Raw genomic sequence first — 13,719 nt, 5'->3', positions numbered from 1 at the left:
GGTCACCTCCGGGTCGCCGTACGGCTGACCCACAGATTGATCAGGACGGCGCCGAGCAGCATCACGCCGAGGAAGGCCTTGAACCAGTCCGGGTTCCAGCCGGCGTAGACGATGCCCTGCTGCACCATGCCGAACATGAACGCACCGAAGACCGGGCCGATCGCGGAACCGGCGCCGCCGGTCAGCAGACAGCCGCCGATCACCGCGGCGGAGATGTAGATGAGCTCCTGGCCCACGCCCTCGCCGGACTGCACGGTGTTGAAGGAGAACAGGTTGTGCATGCCGACGAACCAGGCGCCGAAGCCGACCAGCATGAACAGGGAGATCTTCGTGAAGGTCACCGGGACACCGACGGCCCGCGCGGAGTCCTTGTTGCCGCCGACGGCGAAGACCCAGTTGCCGTACTTGGTGCGCAGCAGCACCCAGGTCGCCAGCGCGGCGAAGACCAGCCAGTAGACGATGGTGATCTTGATCTGGACGCCGCCGACCTCGAAGGACGAGGCGAAGACCTTCTTGGCCCCTGCGAAGCCGTCCATGGTGCTGATGTCGTCGGTGGCCACGTTGTCGGTGACCAGCTTGGTCACCGCGAGGTTGACGCCCTGGAGGATCAGGAACGTGCCCAGGGTGATCAGGAAGCTGGGCAGACCGGTCTTGACCACCAGCCAGCCGTTGAGGAACCCGATCGCCAGCGACACGATCAGCGCGGCGATGACGCCCGCCCAGACGTTCAGGGTGAGCTGGTAGGCGAGCATGCTCGCGGTGAGCGCCGAGGTGATGACCGCGACACCGGAGGAAAGGTCGAACTCGCCGCCGATCATCAGCAGCGCGACCGGGAGCGCCATGATCCCGATGGTGGACGACTGATACAGGATGTTGGCCATCGAGCTGCCGTCGCGCACCGGCGGGGCGGTGATGAGGAAGAACACCCACACCGCCATGGCACCGAGGAAGACACCGACATCGGGGCGGCCCAACAGGCGCAGCGCCAGGGATCGTTGAGCGGTCCGGCCGTCGGTCTCCTTCGGGCCGGGGGCCGGCGGTGTGGTCACCGCCGGCTCGGCATGCTGGGTCATACCCATCACCGGGTGCCCTTCGCGGCGAACGCCGCCACCTTGTCGACGTTGGTCTTGTCCACGAAGGCCGGGCCGGTCAGCACGGGCTGCTCGCCGCCGCCCATGTAGTTGCCGTTGTTCTTGTAGAGCCACAGCGAGTCGATCGCCAAGTAGCCCTGCAGGTACGGCTGCTGGTCGACCGCGAACTCGATGGTGCCCTTGTTGATGGCGCCCGTCAGGTCCTTGTTGAGGTCGAAGGTGGCGATCTTCGCCTTGCTGCCCGCGTCGGACACCGACTGCACCGCGGTCAGCGCGAACGGGGCGCCGAGGGTGACGATGTAGTCGATGGACTTGTCCTGGCTGAGCTTGGCGGTGATCGTCGACGTCACGGACGGCATGTCCGTACCGTTGACGTTCAGCGTCTGCAGCTTGCCGTCGAAGGTCTTGTCGACACCCTGGCAACGCTGGGTCAGGCCGATGTTGCCCTGCTCCTGGACGACACAGACGGCGCTCTTGGCACCGGCCTCGTTCAGTCGCTTGCCGAGCGCCTCACCGGCGACGGTCTCGTCCTGGCCGAAGAACTCCATCAGGCCGAGCTTCTGCCACTCGCTGACACCGGAGTTGAGGCCGACCACGGGTATGCCGGCCGTCTTCGCCTTGGCGATGACATCCTTGAGGGCGTCCGGCTTGGCGAGGGTCACCGCGATGCCGTCGACCTTCTGGTCGATGGCGTTCTGGATGAGGCCGGCCTGCTTGGCGGCGCTGGGGTCGTTGGAGTAGATCAGCTTGACGTTGTCCTTGGCCGCGGCGGCCTCGGCGCCCTTGCGGACGATGTCCCAGAAGGTGTCGCCGGCCGACTGGTGCGTCACGAGCGCGACCGTCATACGAGGAGTGCTGGCCTTGCCGGCGGAGGCGCCGTCCGCGCTCTCCTCGGACTTCTTGCCCCCGGAACTGCTGGAGCAGCCGGCGAGGGTCAGAGCAGCTGCCGCAGCGATCGCCACAATCGGGGCGAATCTACGGGAGCGGGAGTGCGAAGAGCGGTCCATCTTTCCTGCACCTCACTGTGCTTCACGGGGGAAAGGGAGAGAGATCTCGGGGGATTCCGAGGCCCGGGATCTTGGCATGTCCGGGTCGCGAGCCGCAAATACGAAGGTTGTACTGGGACGGGATCCAATCCCTTGATGGACCCACTGTCAAGACTTTGTTAAGACATCATTTCACAAGCAGGTCCGAATGTAAGTACAAAGTATTGACAGGCTCGACCTCCGAGGCCTACACCTGGGAGGCGACAGGCCCCCTGGGACTCGAGGAGTGTCACGCATGACCGATTCATCCCAGCCCTTCGACTTGATCACGATCGGCCGCATAGGAGTTGATCTTTACCCACTCCAGTCTGGCGTGCCACTGGGTGATGTGCAGAACTTCGGAAAGTTTCTGGGCGGTTCCGCGGCGAACGTTTCGGTGGCGGCCGCGCGCCTCGGCCGTTCCAGCGCCGTGATCACCCGCACCGGCGACGACCCCTTCGGCACCTATCTCCACACCGCGCTCAAGGAGTTCGGCGTCGACGACCGCTGGGTGACATCGGTGGCCGGGTACCCGACGCCGCTGACGTTCTGCGAGATCTTCCCGCCGGACGACTTCCCGCTGTACTTCTACCGCCGGCCCAAGGCTCCCGACCTGGAGATCCACACGGATGAGCTGGACTACTTCGCGATCCGCGCGGCCCGCATCTTCTGGATCACCGGCACCGGTCTGAGCGAGGAGCCCAGCCGCTCGGCCACGCTCGCCGCGCTGAAGGCCCGCGCCAAGGCGGGCACCACCGTCTTCGACCTCGACTGGCGCCCCATGTTCTGGAGTGACCCCGAGGAGGCCCGCCCGTACTACGCGGAAGCCCTGCGCCACGTGACCGTCGCGGTCGGCAACCTCGACGAGTGCGAGATCGCCACCGGCGTCCGCGAACCCCGCGCCTGCGCGGAGGCCCTGCTCGCGGCGGGAGTCGAGCTGGCCGTCGTCAAGCAAGGTCCCAAGGGCGTGCTCGCGGTCCATCGCGACGGCAGGACCGCCGAGGTCCCGCCGGTCCCGGTCGAGGTGGTCAACGGTCTCGGCGCGGGCGACGCGTTCGGCGGCTCGCTCTGCCACGGTCTGCTGTCCGGCTGGGAGCTGGAGCGGATCATGCGGTACGCCAACGCGGCCGGCGCCCTCGTCGCCTCCCGTCTCGCCTGCTCCTCGGCGATGCCGACGGCGGCCGAGGTCGAGGGCCTGCTGAACGGAGTGTCGTCTTGAGCACCGGCATCCGCGACCTCGTCTCCCTCAGGGCCCGGCATCCGGAGGCGATCGCCGAGGCGGCCGCCCGCCGTGTGCGGCGCCCGCTGCTGGGCGACAGCGGCCGGCTGATGATCGTGGCCGCCGACCATCCGGCCCGTGGCGCTCTCGGCGTCGGCGACCGCAGGCTCGCCATGGCCGACCGCGCCGACCTGCTGGAACGCCTCTGTGTCGCCCTGTCGCGCCCGGGCGTGGACGGGGTGCTGGCCACCGCGGACATCCTGGAGGACCTGCTCCTGCTCGGCGTGCTGGAGAACAAGGTCGTCATGGGCTCGATGAACCGCGGCGGCCTCGCGGGCGCCGCCTTCGAGCTGGACGACCGTTTCACCGGCCACCGCGCCCAGGACCTCGCCCGGCTCCGCTTCGACGCGGGCAAGCTGCTGCTGCGCATCGACTACGACGACCCGGGCTCGCTGACCACGCTGGAGTCGACGGCCCGCGCGATCGACGACATGGCGGCCCACCGGCTCCCCCTGTTCGTGGAACCGTTCATCTCCCGGCGGCTCGACGGCAGGGTCGTCAACGACCTCTCCCCCGAGGCCGTCATCAGGTCGATCGCCATCGCCTCGGGCCTCGGCGGCACCTCCGCGTACACCTGGCTGAAGCTGCCCGTGACCCACGACCCGGACGACATGGCGGAGGTCCTGGAGACCTCCACCCTGCCCGCGGTGCTGCTGGGCGGCGAGGTGGACGACCAGGAGGCCGCCTACGAGCGCTGGCGCAAGGCCCTCCGGCTGCCGACGGTCCAGGGCATGGTCGTGGGCCGCTCCCTGCTCTACCCGGCCGAGGGCAGCGTGGAGACGGCGGTCGACACGGCCGTCGGGCTGCTGTGACACGAGAGGCACGGAAGACACGGAGGCACCGATGACGTATCACCTTCCCGCGGGAAAGGCCCTCGGCGGCCCCTACCTGGTCGACGTGTCCCCCGAGTCGGCCGGCTGGGGCTACTCCGCTCTCCGCGTCCTGGAGCTGCCGCCGGGCGGCACCCACATCTTCGACACCGGCGAGAGCGAGTGGATCGTCCTCCCCCTGGCGGGCGGCTGCACGGTGACCACGGCCGACGAGTTCGGCGGTGACACGTTCCAACTCCACGGCCGCGAAAGCGTGTTCACGGGCGTCAGCGACTTCGCGTACGTCCCACGCGATTCCCGTACGACGGTCTCGACGGCCGGCGGCGGACGGTTCGCCCTCACCGGCGCGCGCTGCACGAGGCGGCTGCCCGCCCGCTACGGACCGGCCTCCGACGTACCGGTGGAGCTGCGCGGCAGGGGCAACTGCTCCCGGCAGGTCAACAACTTCGGTGCGGCCGCCCGCGCCGGAGGCGCTGATGGACAGGGTTTCGAGTGCGACAAGCTGATCGCCGTCGAGGTGCTCACCCCCGGCGGCAACTGGTCGTCCTTCCCGCCCCACAAGCACGACGAGCACCGTCCGGGTGAGGAGTCGGTGCTCGAGGAGATCTACTACTTCGAGATCGACGGCCCGGGCGGCTGCGGCTACCAACGCGTCTCACCGTCCGGCCGGGGCCGCAACACCGACGTCCTGGCCGAAGTGCGCGGCGGCGACGTCGTGTTGATCCCGGACGGCTGGCACGGGCCCTCCATGGCCGTGCCCGGTCACCACATGTACTACCTCAACGTAATGGCGGGCCCCGAGGCCGAGCGCGTCTGGCTGATCTGCGACCACCCGGACCACGCCGGCATCCGCGACACCTGGCCCGACCAGCCGGTCGACCCCCGACTCCCCCTCTACACGGCACCGGAGAAGTCCTGATGAGCACGCCCACCCGCCGCCTGACCGTCGCCCAAGCCCTGGTGCGGTTCCTGTCCGTCCAGTACACCGAGCGGGACGGGGTGCGGCACCGGCTGATCGCCGGGACCTGGGGCATCTTCGGCCACGGCAACGTGGCGGGCCTCGGGCAGGCGCTGCTGGAGGCCGGTGAGGGGGTGATGCCGTTCCACCAGGGCCGCAACGAGCAGTCCATGGTGCACGCGGCCGTCGGTCACGCCCGCCACCTCGACCGGCTCTCCGCGCAGGCCGTGACGACATCCATCGGCCCGGGCGCGACGAACCTGGTCACCGGCGCCGCCCTGGCGACGATCAATCGCATCCCGGTCCTGCTCCTGCCCGGCGACTACTTCGCCACCCGCACCGCCGACCCGCTCCTCCAGCAGCTGGAGCACCCGACGGAGGCGGACGTGTCGGTCAACGACACCCTGCGCCCGGTCTCCCGCTGGTTCGACCGCGTCACCCGTCCGGAAGCCCTGATCCCCTCGGCCCTCAACGCCATGCGGATCCTCGCCGACCCCGCGGAGACCGGCGCCGTCACCCTCGCCCTCCCCCAGGACGTGCAGGCGGAGGCCCACGACTGGCCGGAGGAGTTCTTCGCCGACCGCGTGTGGCGCGTACGGCGTCCCGCTCCCGATCCCGTCGAGCTGGCCGAGGCGGTGCGTGCCGTACGATCCGCATCCCGCCCCCTGATCGTCGCGGGCGGCGGCATCCACCACAGCAAGGCGGAGGAGGCGCTGAAGGCGCTCGTGGACGCCACCGGCATCCCGGTCGCCTCGACACAGGCCGGCAAGGGCTCGCTGCGCCACGACCACCCCGCCGACCTCGGCGGCATCGGACACACCGGTACGTCGGTCAGCGACGACCTGGCCCGCACCGCGGACCTGGTGATCGGGGTGGGGACGAGGTACACGGACTTCACCACCGCCTCCGGCACGCTCTTCCTCGACCCCGACGTCCGGTTCCTCAACCTCAACATCACCGGCTTCGACGCCCACAAACTCGCGGCGCGAACGCTGGTCTGCGACGCCCGGGCGGGGCTCACTGCGTTGACGGAGGCGTTGTCCGGTCACCGTGTGGACCCGGCCTACGAGTCCGAGTACCGCTCCGGCAGGGAACGCTGGGAGCAGGTGGTCGACGCGGCTTTCGGCGCCGCCGACGAGCACGCCGTCCCGACCCAGACCCAGCTCCTCGGCGCCCTCGACGCGGTCGTCGGCGACGAGGACGTGGTGATCAACGCGGCGGGCTCGCTCCCCGGCGACCTGCACAAGCTCTGGCGGGCCCGCAGCCCCCGCCAGTACCACCTGGAGTACGGCTACTCCTGCATGGGCTACGAGATCCCGGCCGCGATCGGCGTCCAGCAGGCGAGCCCCGGCACACCCGTGTGGGCGCTGGTCGGCGACGGCACCTATCTGATGATGCCCACCGAGATCGTCACGGCCGTCCAGGAGAGCCTGCCGATCAACCTGGTCCTCATCCAGAACCACGGCTACGCCTCCATCGGCGGCCTCTCCGAGACGGTCGGCGCAGAGCGCTTCGGCACCGCCTACCGCTACCGCGCCGCCGACGGCACCTTCTCCGGCGCCCCGCTCCCCGTCGACCTCGCCGCCAACGCGGCCAGCCTCGGCATGGACGTACTGCGCGCCAAGACGGTGCGCGAACTGCGGGAGGCACTGGCCGCGGCCCGCGCCTCCGACCGGCCGACCTGTGTGTACGTCGAGACCGACACCGCCAACCCGGCCGCTCCCCCGACCGAGGCCTGGTGGGACGTGCCGGTCGCCGAGGTCGCCTCCCGCGAGGCGGCCGTACAGGCCCGCGGGGAGTACGACCACCAGGTCGCCGACCGCCGCCGCCACCTCTGAACCACCGCTCATGAAAGGCCCCGCACCATGAAGACCCTCACCCACTGGATCGACGGCAAGCCCGTCGAAGGCCTCTCCGGCCGCCACGGCGCCGTCTACAACCCGGCGACCGGCGCACAGGAGAAGCAGGTCGCGTTCGCGACGGTCGACGAGGTGGACGCCGCCGTGGCCTCCGCCAAAGCCGCCTTCGAGAGCTGGGGCACCTCCTCGCTGGCCAGGCGCACGGCGGTCCTCTTCAAGTACCGCGAGCTCCTGGACGCCCACCGCGACGAGATCGCCGGGCTGATCACCGCCGAGCACGGCAAGGTGCACAGCGACGCGCTCGGCGAGGTGGCGCGCGGCATGGAGATCGTGGAGCTGGCCTGCGGGATCAGCGTGCAGCTGAAGGGCGAGCTGTCGACGCAGGTCTCGACCCGGGTCGACGTCGCCTCGATCCGGCAGCCGCTGGGCGTGGTCGCGGGCATCACTCCGTTCAACTTCCCGGCCATGGTGCCGATGTGGATGTTCCCGCTCGCCATCGCCTGCGGGAACACCTTCGTGCTCAAGCCCAGCGAGAAGGACCCCTCGGCCTCCTTCCGACTGGCCGAACTCGCCTCCGAGGCGGGCCTGCCGGACGGTGTCCTCAACATCGTGCAGGGCGACAAGGTGGCCGTCGACCGTCTCCTGGAGCACCCCGACATCGAGGCGGTCTCCTTCGTCGGCTCGACACCGATCGCCAAGTACATCCAGCTCAGGGCGGTCGAGCACGGCAAGCGTGTGCAGGCCCTCGGTGGCGCCAAGAACCACATGCTGGTGCTGCCCGACGCCGACCTGGACTTCGCCGCCGACCAGGCGATCAACGCGGCGTACGGCTCGGCGGGCGAGCGCTGCATGGCCGTTTCGGTGGTCGTGGCGGTCGGCGACACGGGTGACGAACTGGTCGGCAAGATCGCCGAGCGCGCGGAGAACCTGAAGATCGGCCCCGGCAACGACCCGTCGAGCGAGATGGGCCCGCTGATCACGCGCGAGCACCGCGACAAGGTGGCGTCCTACGTGACGTCGGCCGCCGAGCAGGGCGCGGTGGTCGTCGTCGACGGCACCGGACACTCCGTCGAGGGTCACGAGGACGGCTTCTTCCTCGGCGTCTCGCTGCTGGACAAGGTGCCGCTGACGGCGGACGCCTACCGGGACGAGATCTTCGGTCCCGTCCTGGTCGTGGTGCGCGCCGAGTCGTACGACGAGGCCATCAAACTGATCAACGACTCCCGTTGGGGCAACGGCACCGCGATCTTCACCCGGGACGGCGGCGCCGCCCGCCGCTTCCAGCTGGAGGTCAAGGCGGGCATGGTCGGCGTGAACGTGCCGATCCCGGTCCCGGTCGGCTACCACTCCTTCGGCGGCTGGAAGGACTCCCTCTTCGGCGATCTGCACGTCTACGGCAATGACGGAGTCGCCTTCTACACCCAGGGGAAGGTGATCACCACGCGCTGGCCGGACCCGGCCGACGCGGGCATCAACCTCGGGTTCCCCAGCCACTCCTGACGCTTCCTCAGAAGGGAGGGACGTTCCATGGCGAAGACCGGCGGCTCCTCACGTGCCGCTACCGCCCCCGCGCTCGATTCCCTGGACTTCGCCCTGGACCGGGGCAGTCCGGTGCCGCTCTACTACCAGCTCGCCCAGCAGCTGGAGGCGGCGATCGAGCACGGGGCCCTCGCCCCGGGAAACCTCCTGGGCAACGAGATAGACCTGTCCGTACGCCTCGGCCTGTCCCGGCCGACGGTCCGGCAGGCGATCCAGTCCCTCGTCGACAAGGGGCTGCTGGTCCGGCGGCGCGGGGTGGGCACGCAGGTGGTGCACAGCCAGGTCAAGCGCGGCCTCGAACTGAGCAGCCTCTACGACGACTTGGAAGCTGCCGGACAGGGGCCGACCACGGTGGTGGTGCGCAACGAGCACACCCCGGCATCCGCCGACGTGGCCGCCGCGCTCGGTGTCGCGGAGGGCAGCGACGTCGTCGTCCTGGAGCGGCTGCGCGCCACACACGGCCAGCCGGTCGCGATCCTGTGCAACTACCTGCCCGCGACACTCCTCGAACTCGACTCCGCCCGGCTGGAGTCGACGGGCCTGTACCGGCTGATGCGTTCGGCGGGCATCACCCTGCACAGTGCCCGCCAGACCATAGGGGCCCGCTGCGCCACCGCCGAGGAGGCGGCACGCCTGGACGAGAAGGCCGGGGCCGCGCTGCTGACGATGCAGCGCACGGCCTACGACGACACGGGCCGGCCGGTCGAGTACGGGACGCACATCTACCGTGCGTCCCGGTACGCGTTCGACTTCCAGCTGCTGGTCAGGTCCTGAGGCTCGCGGTGAACGGCGTGACCGGCCGCTCCTTGCGTTCGCCGTCCACGGTGATGTCGACGGCCTCGTTGTAGAAGGCGAGGAGTCCCCTGACCGGGGCCACCGCGAGCAGTGGCTCCGGGTAACTCCACAGGATGTTGCGGGGGATGTCGCCCTCGCCGCGCCAACTCCAGTACTCGGCCGTGCCCTTGTACGGGCAGCCGGTGCGGTGGTCGGTCGCGGTGAACAGGTCGAGGCGGATGTCCTCGCGGGGGATGTAGTACCGCGTGGGCAGCGAGGTCTCGAAGAGCAGTACCGGTCGCCGGCTGTCGGCGACGACGGTGCCGGCGATCTCGACCACCACATGGCGGCTGCTGGGCAGGGCGTCCACCCGTTTGTGCGGGTCACGGGGGTGGACGAAGATCTCTTCCTCCTCCTCGTACCAGTGGTCCAGGCCGCTGTCCCAGTGCCGGAACCACTCGAAGGCGATGTGCCCGGCGAGGTCGTCGGCCGGGAAGGTCCACGCCGCGTTCTCCACGAGCTCGCCGCCGACCTCGAGGTCGTAGAAGGTCCGCGATCCCGTGTGGGCGCCGGTGCGCGGGTTCTTCGCCGGGCGGAGGAGGTCCGTGCGGACCTCCTCGCGGGGGAACGCGTAACACGGGACGGGGACGCCGGGCTCCCAGACGAGGACCGGGTGGCGGCTGTCGACGACGGCGACGTCGCGTTTGCAGCCACGCACCCAGCGTTCACCGGGCTCCCAGAGCAGGCCTTCGGGCGTGGAGCGGATCGTCTTTGCGAACGGATGCGAGGTCATGGCCGGCACTCCTTCGGCTCCCTCACGAGCCTAGTGCGCCCCGTCCAGCCGGGCCCGCTGCTCCTCGGTCAGCTCCAGGTCGATCGCGGCCAGGTTCTCCTCCAGCTGAGCCACCGAGGACACCCCGGCCAGCGGGAGGATCGGCAGTGTGCCGCCGATCTGCCAGGCCAGGACGACCTGGTTGACGGTCGCCCCGGTCTCGCGGGCCACGTCGTGCAGGACCTGGAGGCGGGCCGCGGTGCCGGGGTGGTCGAAGTCGGCGGGGAGACGGTCCGGGTGCGTGTAGGCGCCCTTGAGCAGGGGCGAGTAGGCGACCAGGGTCAGGCCGGGCTCCTCGCGCAGATAGCCGAGGAGGTCGGGTCCCGCGTGGCCGAGGCTGCCGTCGGGGAAGAGGTCCGCGGGGACGTCGTAGCGCGGGCGGAGGTGGCTGTGGGCGTACTGGAACACCTCGTAGCCGGGCAGCCCGGCCGCGGCGGCGATCGACCGGGCGCGCTCGACCCGCCACACGGCGTGGTTGCTGACGCCGAGGAGGCCGACCGTGCCCTCGGCGACCAGTTCGGCGAAGCCCTCGACGGTCTCCCGCAGGGGCACCGCGTGGTCCTCGATATGGGCGTAGAGCAGATCCAGCTTGTCCACGCCGAGCCGTTCCCGGCTGCGCTCGGCGGCCTCGCGGATCACCTTCGCGGACAGGCCCTCCGAGTTGTCGACATAGCTGGTGCCGGGGGCGAGCGGGCGGGCGCCGAGCTTGGTGGCGATCACGATCTCGCCGCCGATGCCGCGGCTGCGCCGCCAGCGCCCGAGAAGCTCCTCGCTCTGGCCGCCCTGGCCGCCGTCGATCCAGAAGGCGTAGTTGTCGGAGGTGTCGATGAAGTTCCCGCCGGCCTCGACATAGCGGTCGAGCACGGCGAAGGCGGTCTCCTCGTCGGTGCGCGAGCCGAACAGCATCGCGCCGAGGGCGAGCACACTGACCTCGCGGCGGGTCTTCGGGTCGGTGCCGATGGTGCGGTACTTCATGGGAAATCCCTCCCGTTCACGCATCCGCATTCGGGGTGCGCGAACGGGAGTCTGCAACTTGAAGTGCACTTCAGGGCAAGGGGATTCACGCCTTACCGGCGAACGGTCCCTCCAGAGCCGCCCATTGCAGCAGCATGATGGTCTTCGCGTCGGCGATCTCCCCCGCGCGGATCATCTCCAGGGCCCGGCGGAAGGGCAGTTCGAGGATCTCGATGTCCTCGCCCTCCTCGTCCAGGCCGCCGCCCTCGTGGGTGTGGGTCGAGGGGCCGTACTCGGCGGCGTAGAAGCTGACCCGTTCGGTCACGGACCCCGGGCTCATGTAGACGTCGAAGACGTGCCGGACCTCGCCGATGGTGTGCCCGGTCTCCTCGATCACCTCACGCCGTACCGCGATCTCCGGATGCTCGTCATCGTCGTCGAGCAGCCCGCCCGGCGTCTCGACCAGCATGCCGTCGGGGTGACCGTTGACGTAGACGGGGAAGCGGAACTGCCGTGTGAGGAGGACGGTTTCGCGTTCGGCGTCGTAGAGCAGCATGGTGGCGCCGTTGCCGCGGTCGTGGGTCTCGCGCTGCTGGGTGCTCCAACTGCCGTCGGCGAGCTGGAGGTCGAAGGTGGTGGCCCGCTCGACGTACCAGTGGCTGGACAGGAGTTTCACGTCGCGGACCTTGACGCGGGGGTTGCCGGTCAGGTCGAGGCCGGTGCGGTTGAGTCCGGTGCGGCCCCGGCCGTCGGGAGTGTCGATGCCGGCGGTCATCGGGCGTCCCGGGTCGGGCGGAAGATCAAGATGTTCATGTCTCCCTGTCTATCAGCCCCGGGAGCTTCGGTGCGGGCACCGCCGAGAAGGCCTTCGAGCGGACGCACCACGGAGACGTCCCACGCTCCGTGGTGCTCCTCCGGGCTCAGCTCACATGCGCACCTTGGCGGTCATGGAGAACTCGTCGGCCTCGGCGAGGTCGAAGTCGCCGTGGTCGCTGCCGAGCCCCTGCGCCACCAGCGCCGCCGCCGCACTGCCCAGAATGGCGGCCTCCCGCGGCGTGCGGTCGAGGCTGATGCCGCGCAGGAAGCCGGCGGAGAAGGCGTCGCCGCATCCGGTCGTGTCGACGACGTCGATCTCGAAGGCGGGGACGCTCTCGGTGCCCTCGGCGGTCACCAGCAGCGCGCCCTCACCGCCACGGGTGACGGCGACGAGCCCGGCCCCGGCGGCGACCAGCTTCTTCGCGCCGGTCACGAGGTCGTCCTCGCCGCTGAAGCCGAGCACCTGGTCGTCGTTGGGCAGCAGGTAGTCGACGTACGGGAGCAACGGCTCGATCTGGTCGAAGGTGCCGAGCTCACCGGGGGCGAGAAGGTCCACGGAGGTGACGACGTCATGCTCCTTGGCGTGCGCCAGGATGCGCGCGGCGACATCGGCGCCGATCAACTCCGGTCCGCCCAGGTGGAGATGGGTCGCCTCGGCGACCGCGTCCCAGGGGACGTCGTCGAGGCCGTAGGTGATGTTGGCGCCGAGGAGGTGGAGGGAGGGGCGGTCGCCGTTGGGGCGGATGGGCAGGACGCTCGCGGAGGTGGAGGTGTCGATACGGCGGACGAGCAACCCGGTGTCGATGCCGGCCTTGTCGAGCAGCTGCACCAGCAGGTCGCCCGTCGGGTCGGTGCCGATCGCTCCGGCGGTACGCACCCGCGCGCCGAGCTTGGCGAGGGTGAGCGCGGTGCCGGCGGCCGTACCGGCGGCGGTCATGCGGATGTCATCCACCAGGGTGGCGCCCTGCCCCTCGGGTATGGCCTCCACCGGCCGTACCAGTACGTCCAGTACGTGCACGCCCATCGTGACGACCTTCATCAGGTTCCCTCCTGCACAGGTGGTACGGATTGTGTGGTGCCGTAATTGCGCGCGATGGCGGCCTCGATGACCGCGAGTTGCTGCTGTTCGTCGAGGACGCGGGGCTGCCCGAGGGCGGCCGCGCTCTGATACACCCCGCAGGCCCACTCCAGCAGCAAGGCGTGCTCGACCGCCTTGTCGAGCGTGGGCGCGTGGGTGACCGCGCCGTGGTTGGCCATCAGTGCTCCGCCGCGGCCCTCCAGTGCGGTGAGCACCGACTCGGCGAGCTCCGGGGTGCCGAAGGTGGCGTACGGTGCCACGCGTACGGTGCCGCCGAGGGTGAGCAACTGGTAGTGGATGCAGGGCAGTTCGTCGAGGACGAGGGAGAGCGCGGTCGCCATGGGCGCATGGGTGTGGACGACGGCGCCGGTGCCGTAGCGGTGGTAGACACCGAGGTGCAGGTCCAGTTCCGAGGTCGGCCGGAGGGATCCGGACACGATCTTTCCGTCGAGGTCGACGACGGTCACCTGGTCCGGGGTGAGGTCGGCGAGGACCGCGCCGGTGGCGGTGATCGCGACCCGGTCGTCCGTGCGCACGCTGACGTTCCCGGCCGTGCCGATGAGGAGTCCCTCGGCGCCCAGCCGACGGCAGGCGTCGGCAACGGCGGCCCGCTCCCCGCTCCACGCCGAGCTTGAGTCGGTCATGCGCGCGACGCTAACCTAAACGTGAAACAAAGTCACGTTC

The 13,719-nt window shown here is 69.9% G+C and carries 13 protein-coding genes; 6 read left to right on the top strand and 7 right to left on the bottom strand.

Features of this window, described 5'->3' with window-relative positions:
• Positions 1–2: 2 nt before the first annotated feature.
• Positions 3–1,079, bottom strand: coding sequence for an ABC transporter permease (locus OHU89_RS41305; protein ID WP_266885358.1), 1,077 nt, complete (start codon positions 1,077–1,079; stop codon positions 3–5).
• Complete coding sequence (locus tag OHU89_RS41300) at positions 1,079–2,098, bottom strand: sugar ABC transporter substrate-binding protein (RefSeq protein ID WP_405650251.1); 1,020 nt, start codon at positions 2,096–2,098, stop codon at positions 1,079–1,081. The genes OHU89_RS41305 and OHU89_RS41300 overlap by 1 nt, the downstream gene beginning before the upstream one ends.
• 274 nt (positions 2,099–2,372) lie before the next feature.
• Between OHU89_RS41300 and iolC the strand changes: the two genes are divergently transcribed.
• From iolC to OHU89_RS41270, 6 genes are read left to right on the top strand one after another with little or no spacing between them, the layout of a single operon-like run.
• Entirely contained in the window at positions 2,373–3,335 is a 963-nt protein-coding gene (gene iolC, locus OHU89_RS41295; protein WP_405650250.1) for a 5-dehydro-2-deoxygluconokinase, read from the top strand.
• Positions 3,332–4,207 carry a deoxyribose-phosphate aldolase gene (locus OHU89_RS41290; protein ID WP_405650248.1) on the top strand — a complete coding sequence of 292 codons (876 nt, stop codon included), beginning with the start codon at positions 3,332–3,334 and terminating at the stop codon, positions 4,205–4,207. Before iolC ends, OHU89_RS41290 begins: the two co-directional genes overlap by 4 nt.
• A gap of 31 nt (positions 4,208–4,238) precedes the next feature.
• Complete coding sequence (gene iolB, locus OHU89_RS41285; protein WP_405650247.1) at positions 4,239–5,144, top strand: 5-deoxy-glucuronate isomerase; 906 nt, start codon at positions 4,239–4,241, stop codon at positions 5,142–5,144.
• Positions 5,144–7,021, top strand: coding sequence for a 3D-(3,5/4)-trihydroxycyclohexane-1,2-dione acylhydrolase (decyclizing) (iolD, locus tag OHU89_RS41280; RefSeq protein WP_405650246.1), 1,878 nt, complete (start codon positions 5,144–5,146; stop codon positions 7,019–7,021). The genes iolB and iolD overlap by 1 nt, the downstream gene beginning before the upstream one ends.
• A 27-nt stretch (positions 7,022–7,048) precedes the next feature.
• Positions 7,049–8,542, top strand: coding sequence for a CoA-acylating methylmalonate-semialdehyde dehydrogenase (locus OHU89_RS41275; RefSeq protein WP_405650244.1), 1,494 nt, complete (start codon positions 7,049–7,051; stop codon positions 8,540–8,542).
• 27 nt (positions 8,543–8,569) lie between these two features.
• Positions 8,570–9,355 carry a GntR family transcriptional regulator gene (locus OHU89_RS41270; RefSeq protein WP_266885372.1) on the top strand — a complete coding sequence of 262 codons (786 nt, stop codon included), beginning with the start codon at positions 8,570–8,572 and terminating at the stop codon, positions 9,353–9,355.
• On the opposite strand, the gene OHU89_RS41265 is transcribed toward OHU89_RS41270, so the two are convergent.
• From OHU89_RS41265 to OHU89_RS41245, 5 genes are all read right to left on the bottom strand, one after another.
• Positions 9,345–10,148 (bottom strand): DUF427 domain-containing protein, encoded by an 804-nt coding sequence (locus OHU89_RS41265; RefSeq protein WP_405650243.1) that lies wholly within the window; start codon positions 10,146–10,148, stop codon positions 9,345–9,347. The two genes, OHU89_RS41270 and OHU89_RS41265, sit on opposite strands and share 11 nt — an antisense overlap.
• Positions 10,149–10,178: 30 nt before the next feature.
• Complete coding sequence (locus tag OHU89_RS41260) at positions 10,179–11,162, bottom strand: aldo/keto reductase (RefSeq protein ID WP_405650242.1); 984 nt, start codon at positions 11,160–11,162, stop codon at positions 10,179–10,181.
• Between the two features lie 85 nt (positions 11,163–11,247).
• Positions 11,248–11,916 (bottom strand): NUDIX domain-containing protein, encoded by a 669-nt coding sequence (locus OHU89_RS41255; protein ID WP_405650241.1) that lies wholly within the window; start codon positions 11,914–11,916, stop codon positions 11,248–11,250.
• A gap of 150 nt (positions 11,917–12,066) precedes the next feature.
• The gene (locus tag OHU89_RS41250) at positions 12,067–12,996 is read right to left on the bottom strand and encodes a carbohydrate kinase family protein (protein ID WP_266885381.1); all 930 of its coding nucleotides are present in this window, start codon (positions 12,994–12,996) and stop codon (positions 12,067–12,069) included.
• Positions 12,996–13,679 (bottom strand): class II aldolase/adducin family protein, encoded by a 684-nt coding sequence (locus OHU89_RS41245; RefSeq protein WP_266885384.1) that lies wholly within the window; start codon positions 13,677–13,679, stop codon positions 12,996–12,998. The genes OHU89_RS41250 and OHU89_RS41245 overlap by 1 nt, the downstream gene beginning before the upstream one ends.
• Positions 13,680–13,719 lie beyond the last annotated feature (40 nt).

Origin of the sequence: Streptomyces sp. NBC_00019 (genome assembly GCF_045041015.1) — a bacterium.
Classification (GTDB): Bacteria; Actinomycetota; Actinomycetes; order Streptomycetales; family Streptomycetaceae; genus Streptomyces.
This window is presented reverse-complemented; position numbering and strand designations above follow the sequence as displayed.

What these genes read in the sequence shown, in the direction of transcription:
- OHU89_RS41305 (WP_266885358.1), bottom strand. Translation starts at nt 1,079, where the DNA reads ATGGGTATGACCCAGCATGCCGAGCCGGCGGTGACCACACCGCCGGCC.
- OHU89_RS41300 (WP_405650251.1), bottom strand. Translation starts at nt 2,098, where the DNA reads ATGGACCGCTCTTCGCACTCCCGCTCCCGTAGATTCGCCCCGATTGTG.
- iolC (WP_405650250.1), top strand. Translation starts at nt 2,373, where the DNA reads ATGACCGATTCATCCCAGCCCTTCGACTTGATCACGATCGGCCGCATA.
- iolB (WP_405650247.1), top strand. Translation starts at nt 4,239, where the DNA reads ATGACGTATCACCTTCCCGCGGGAAAGGCCCTCGGCGGCCCCTACCTG.
- iolD (WP_405650246.1), top strand. Translation starts at nt 5,144, where the DNA reads ATGAGCACGCCCACCCGCCGCCTGACCGTCGCCCAAGCCCTGGTGCGG.
- OHU89_RS41275 (WP_405650244.1), top strand. Translation starts at nt 7,049, where the DNA reads ATGAAGACCCTCACCCACTGGATCGACGGCAAGCCCGTCGAAGGCCTC.
- OHU89_RS41270 (WP_266885372.1), top strand. Translation starts at nt 8,570, where the DNA reads ATGGCGAAGACCGGCGGCTCCTCACGTGCCGCTACCGCCCCCGCGCTC.
- OHU89_RS41265 (WP_405650243.1), bottom strand. Translation starts at nt 10,148, where the DNA reads ATGACCTCGCATCCGTTCGCAAAGACGATCCGCTCCACGCCCGAAGGC.
- OHU89_RS41260 (WP_405650242.1), bottom strand. Translation starts at nt 11,162, where the DNA reads ATGAAGTACCGCACCATCGGCACCGACCCGAAGACCCGCCGCGAGGTC.
- OHU89_RS41255 (WP_405650241.1), bottom strand. Translation starts at nt 11,916, where the DNA reads ATGACCGCCGGCATCGACACTCCCGACGGCCGGGGCCGCACCGGACTC.
- OHU89_RS41250 (WP_266885381.1), bottom strand. Translation starts at nt 12,996, where the DNA reads ATGAAGGTCGTCACGATGGGCGTGCACGTACTGGACGTACTGGTACGG.
- OHU89_RS41245 (WP_266885384.1), bottom strand. Translation starts at nt 13,679, where the DNA reads ATGACCGACTCAAGCTCGGCGTGGAGCGGGGAGCGGGCCGCCGTTGCC.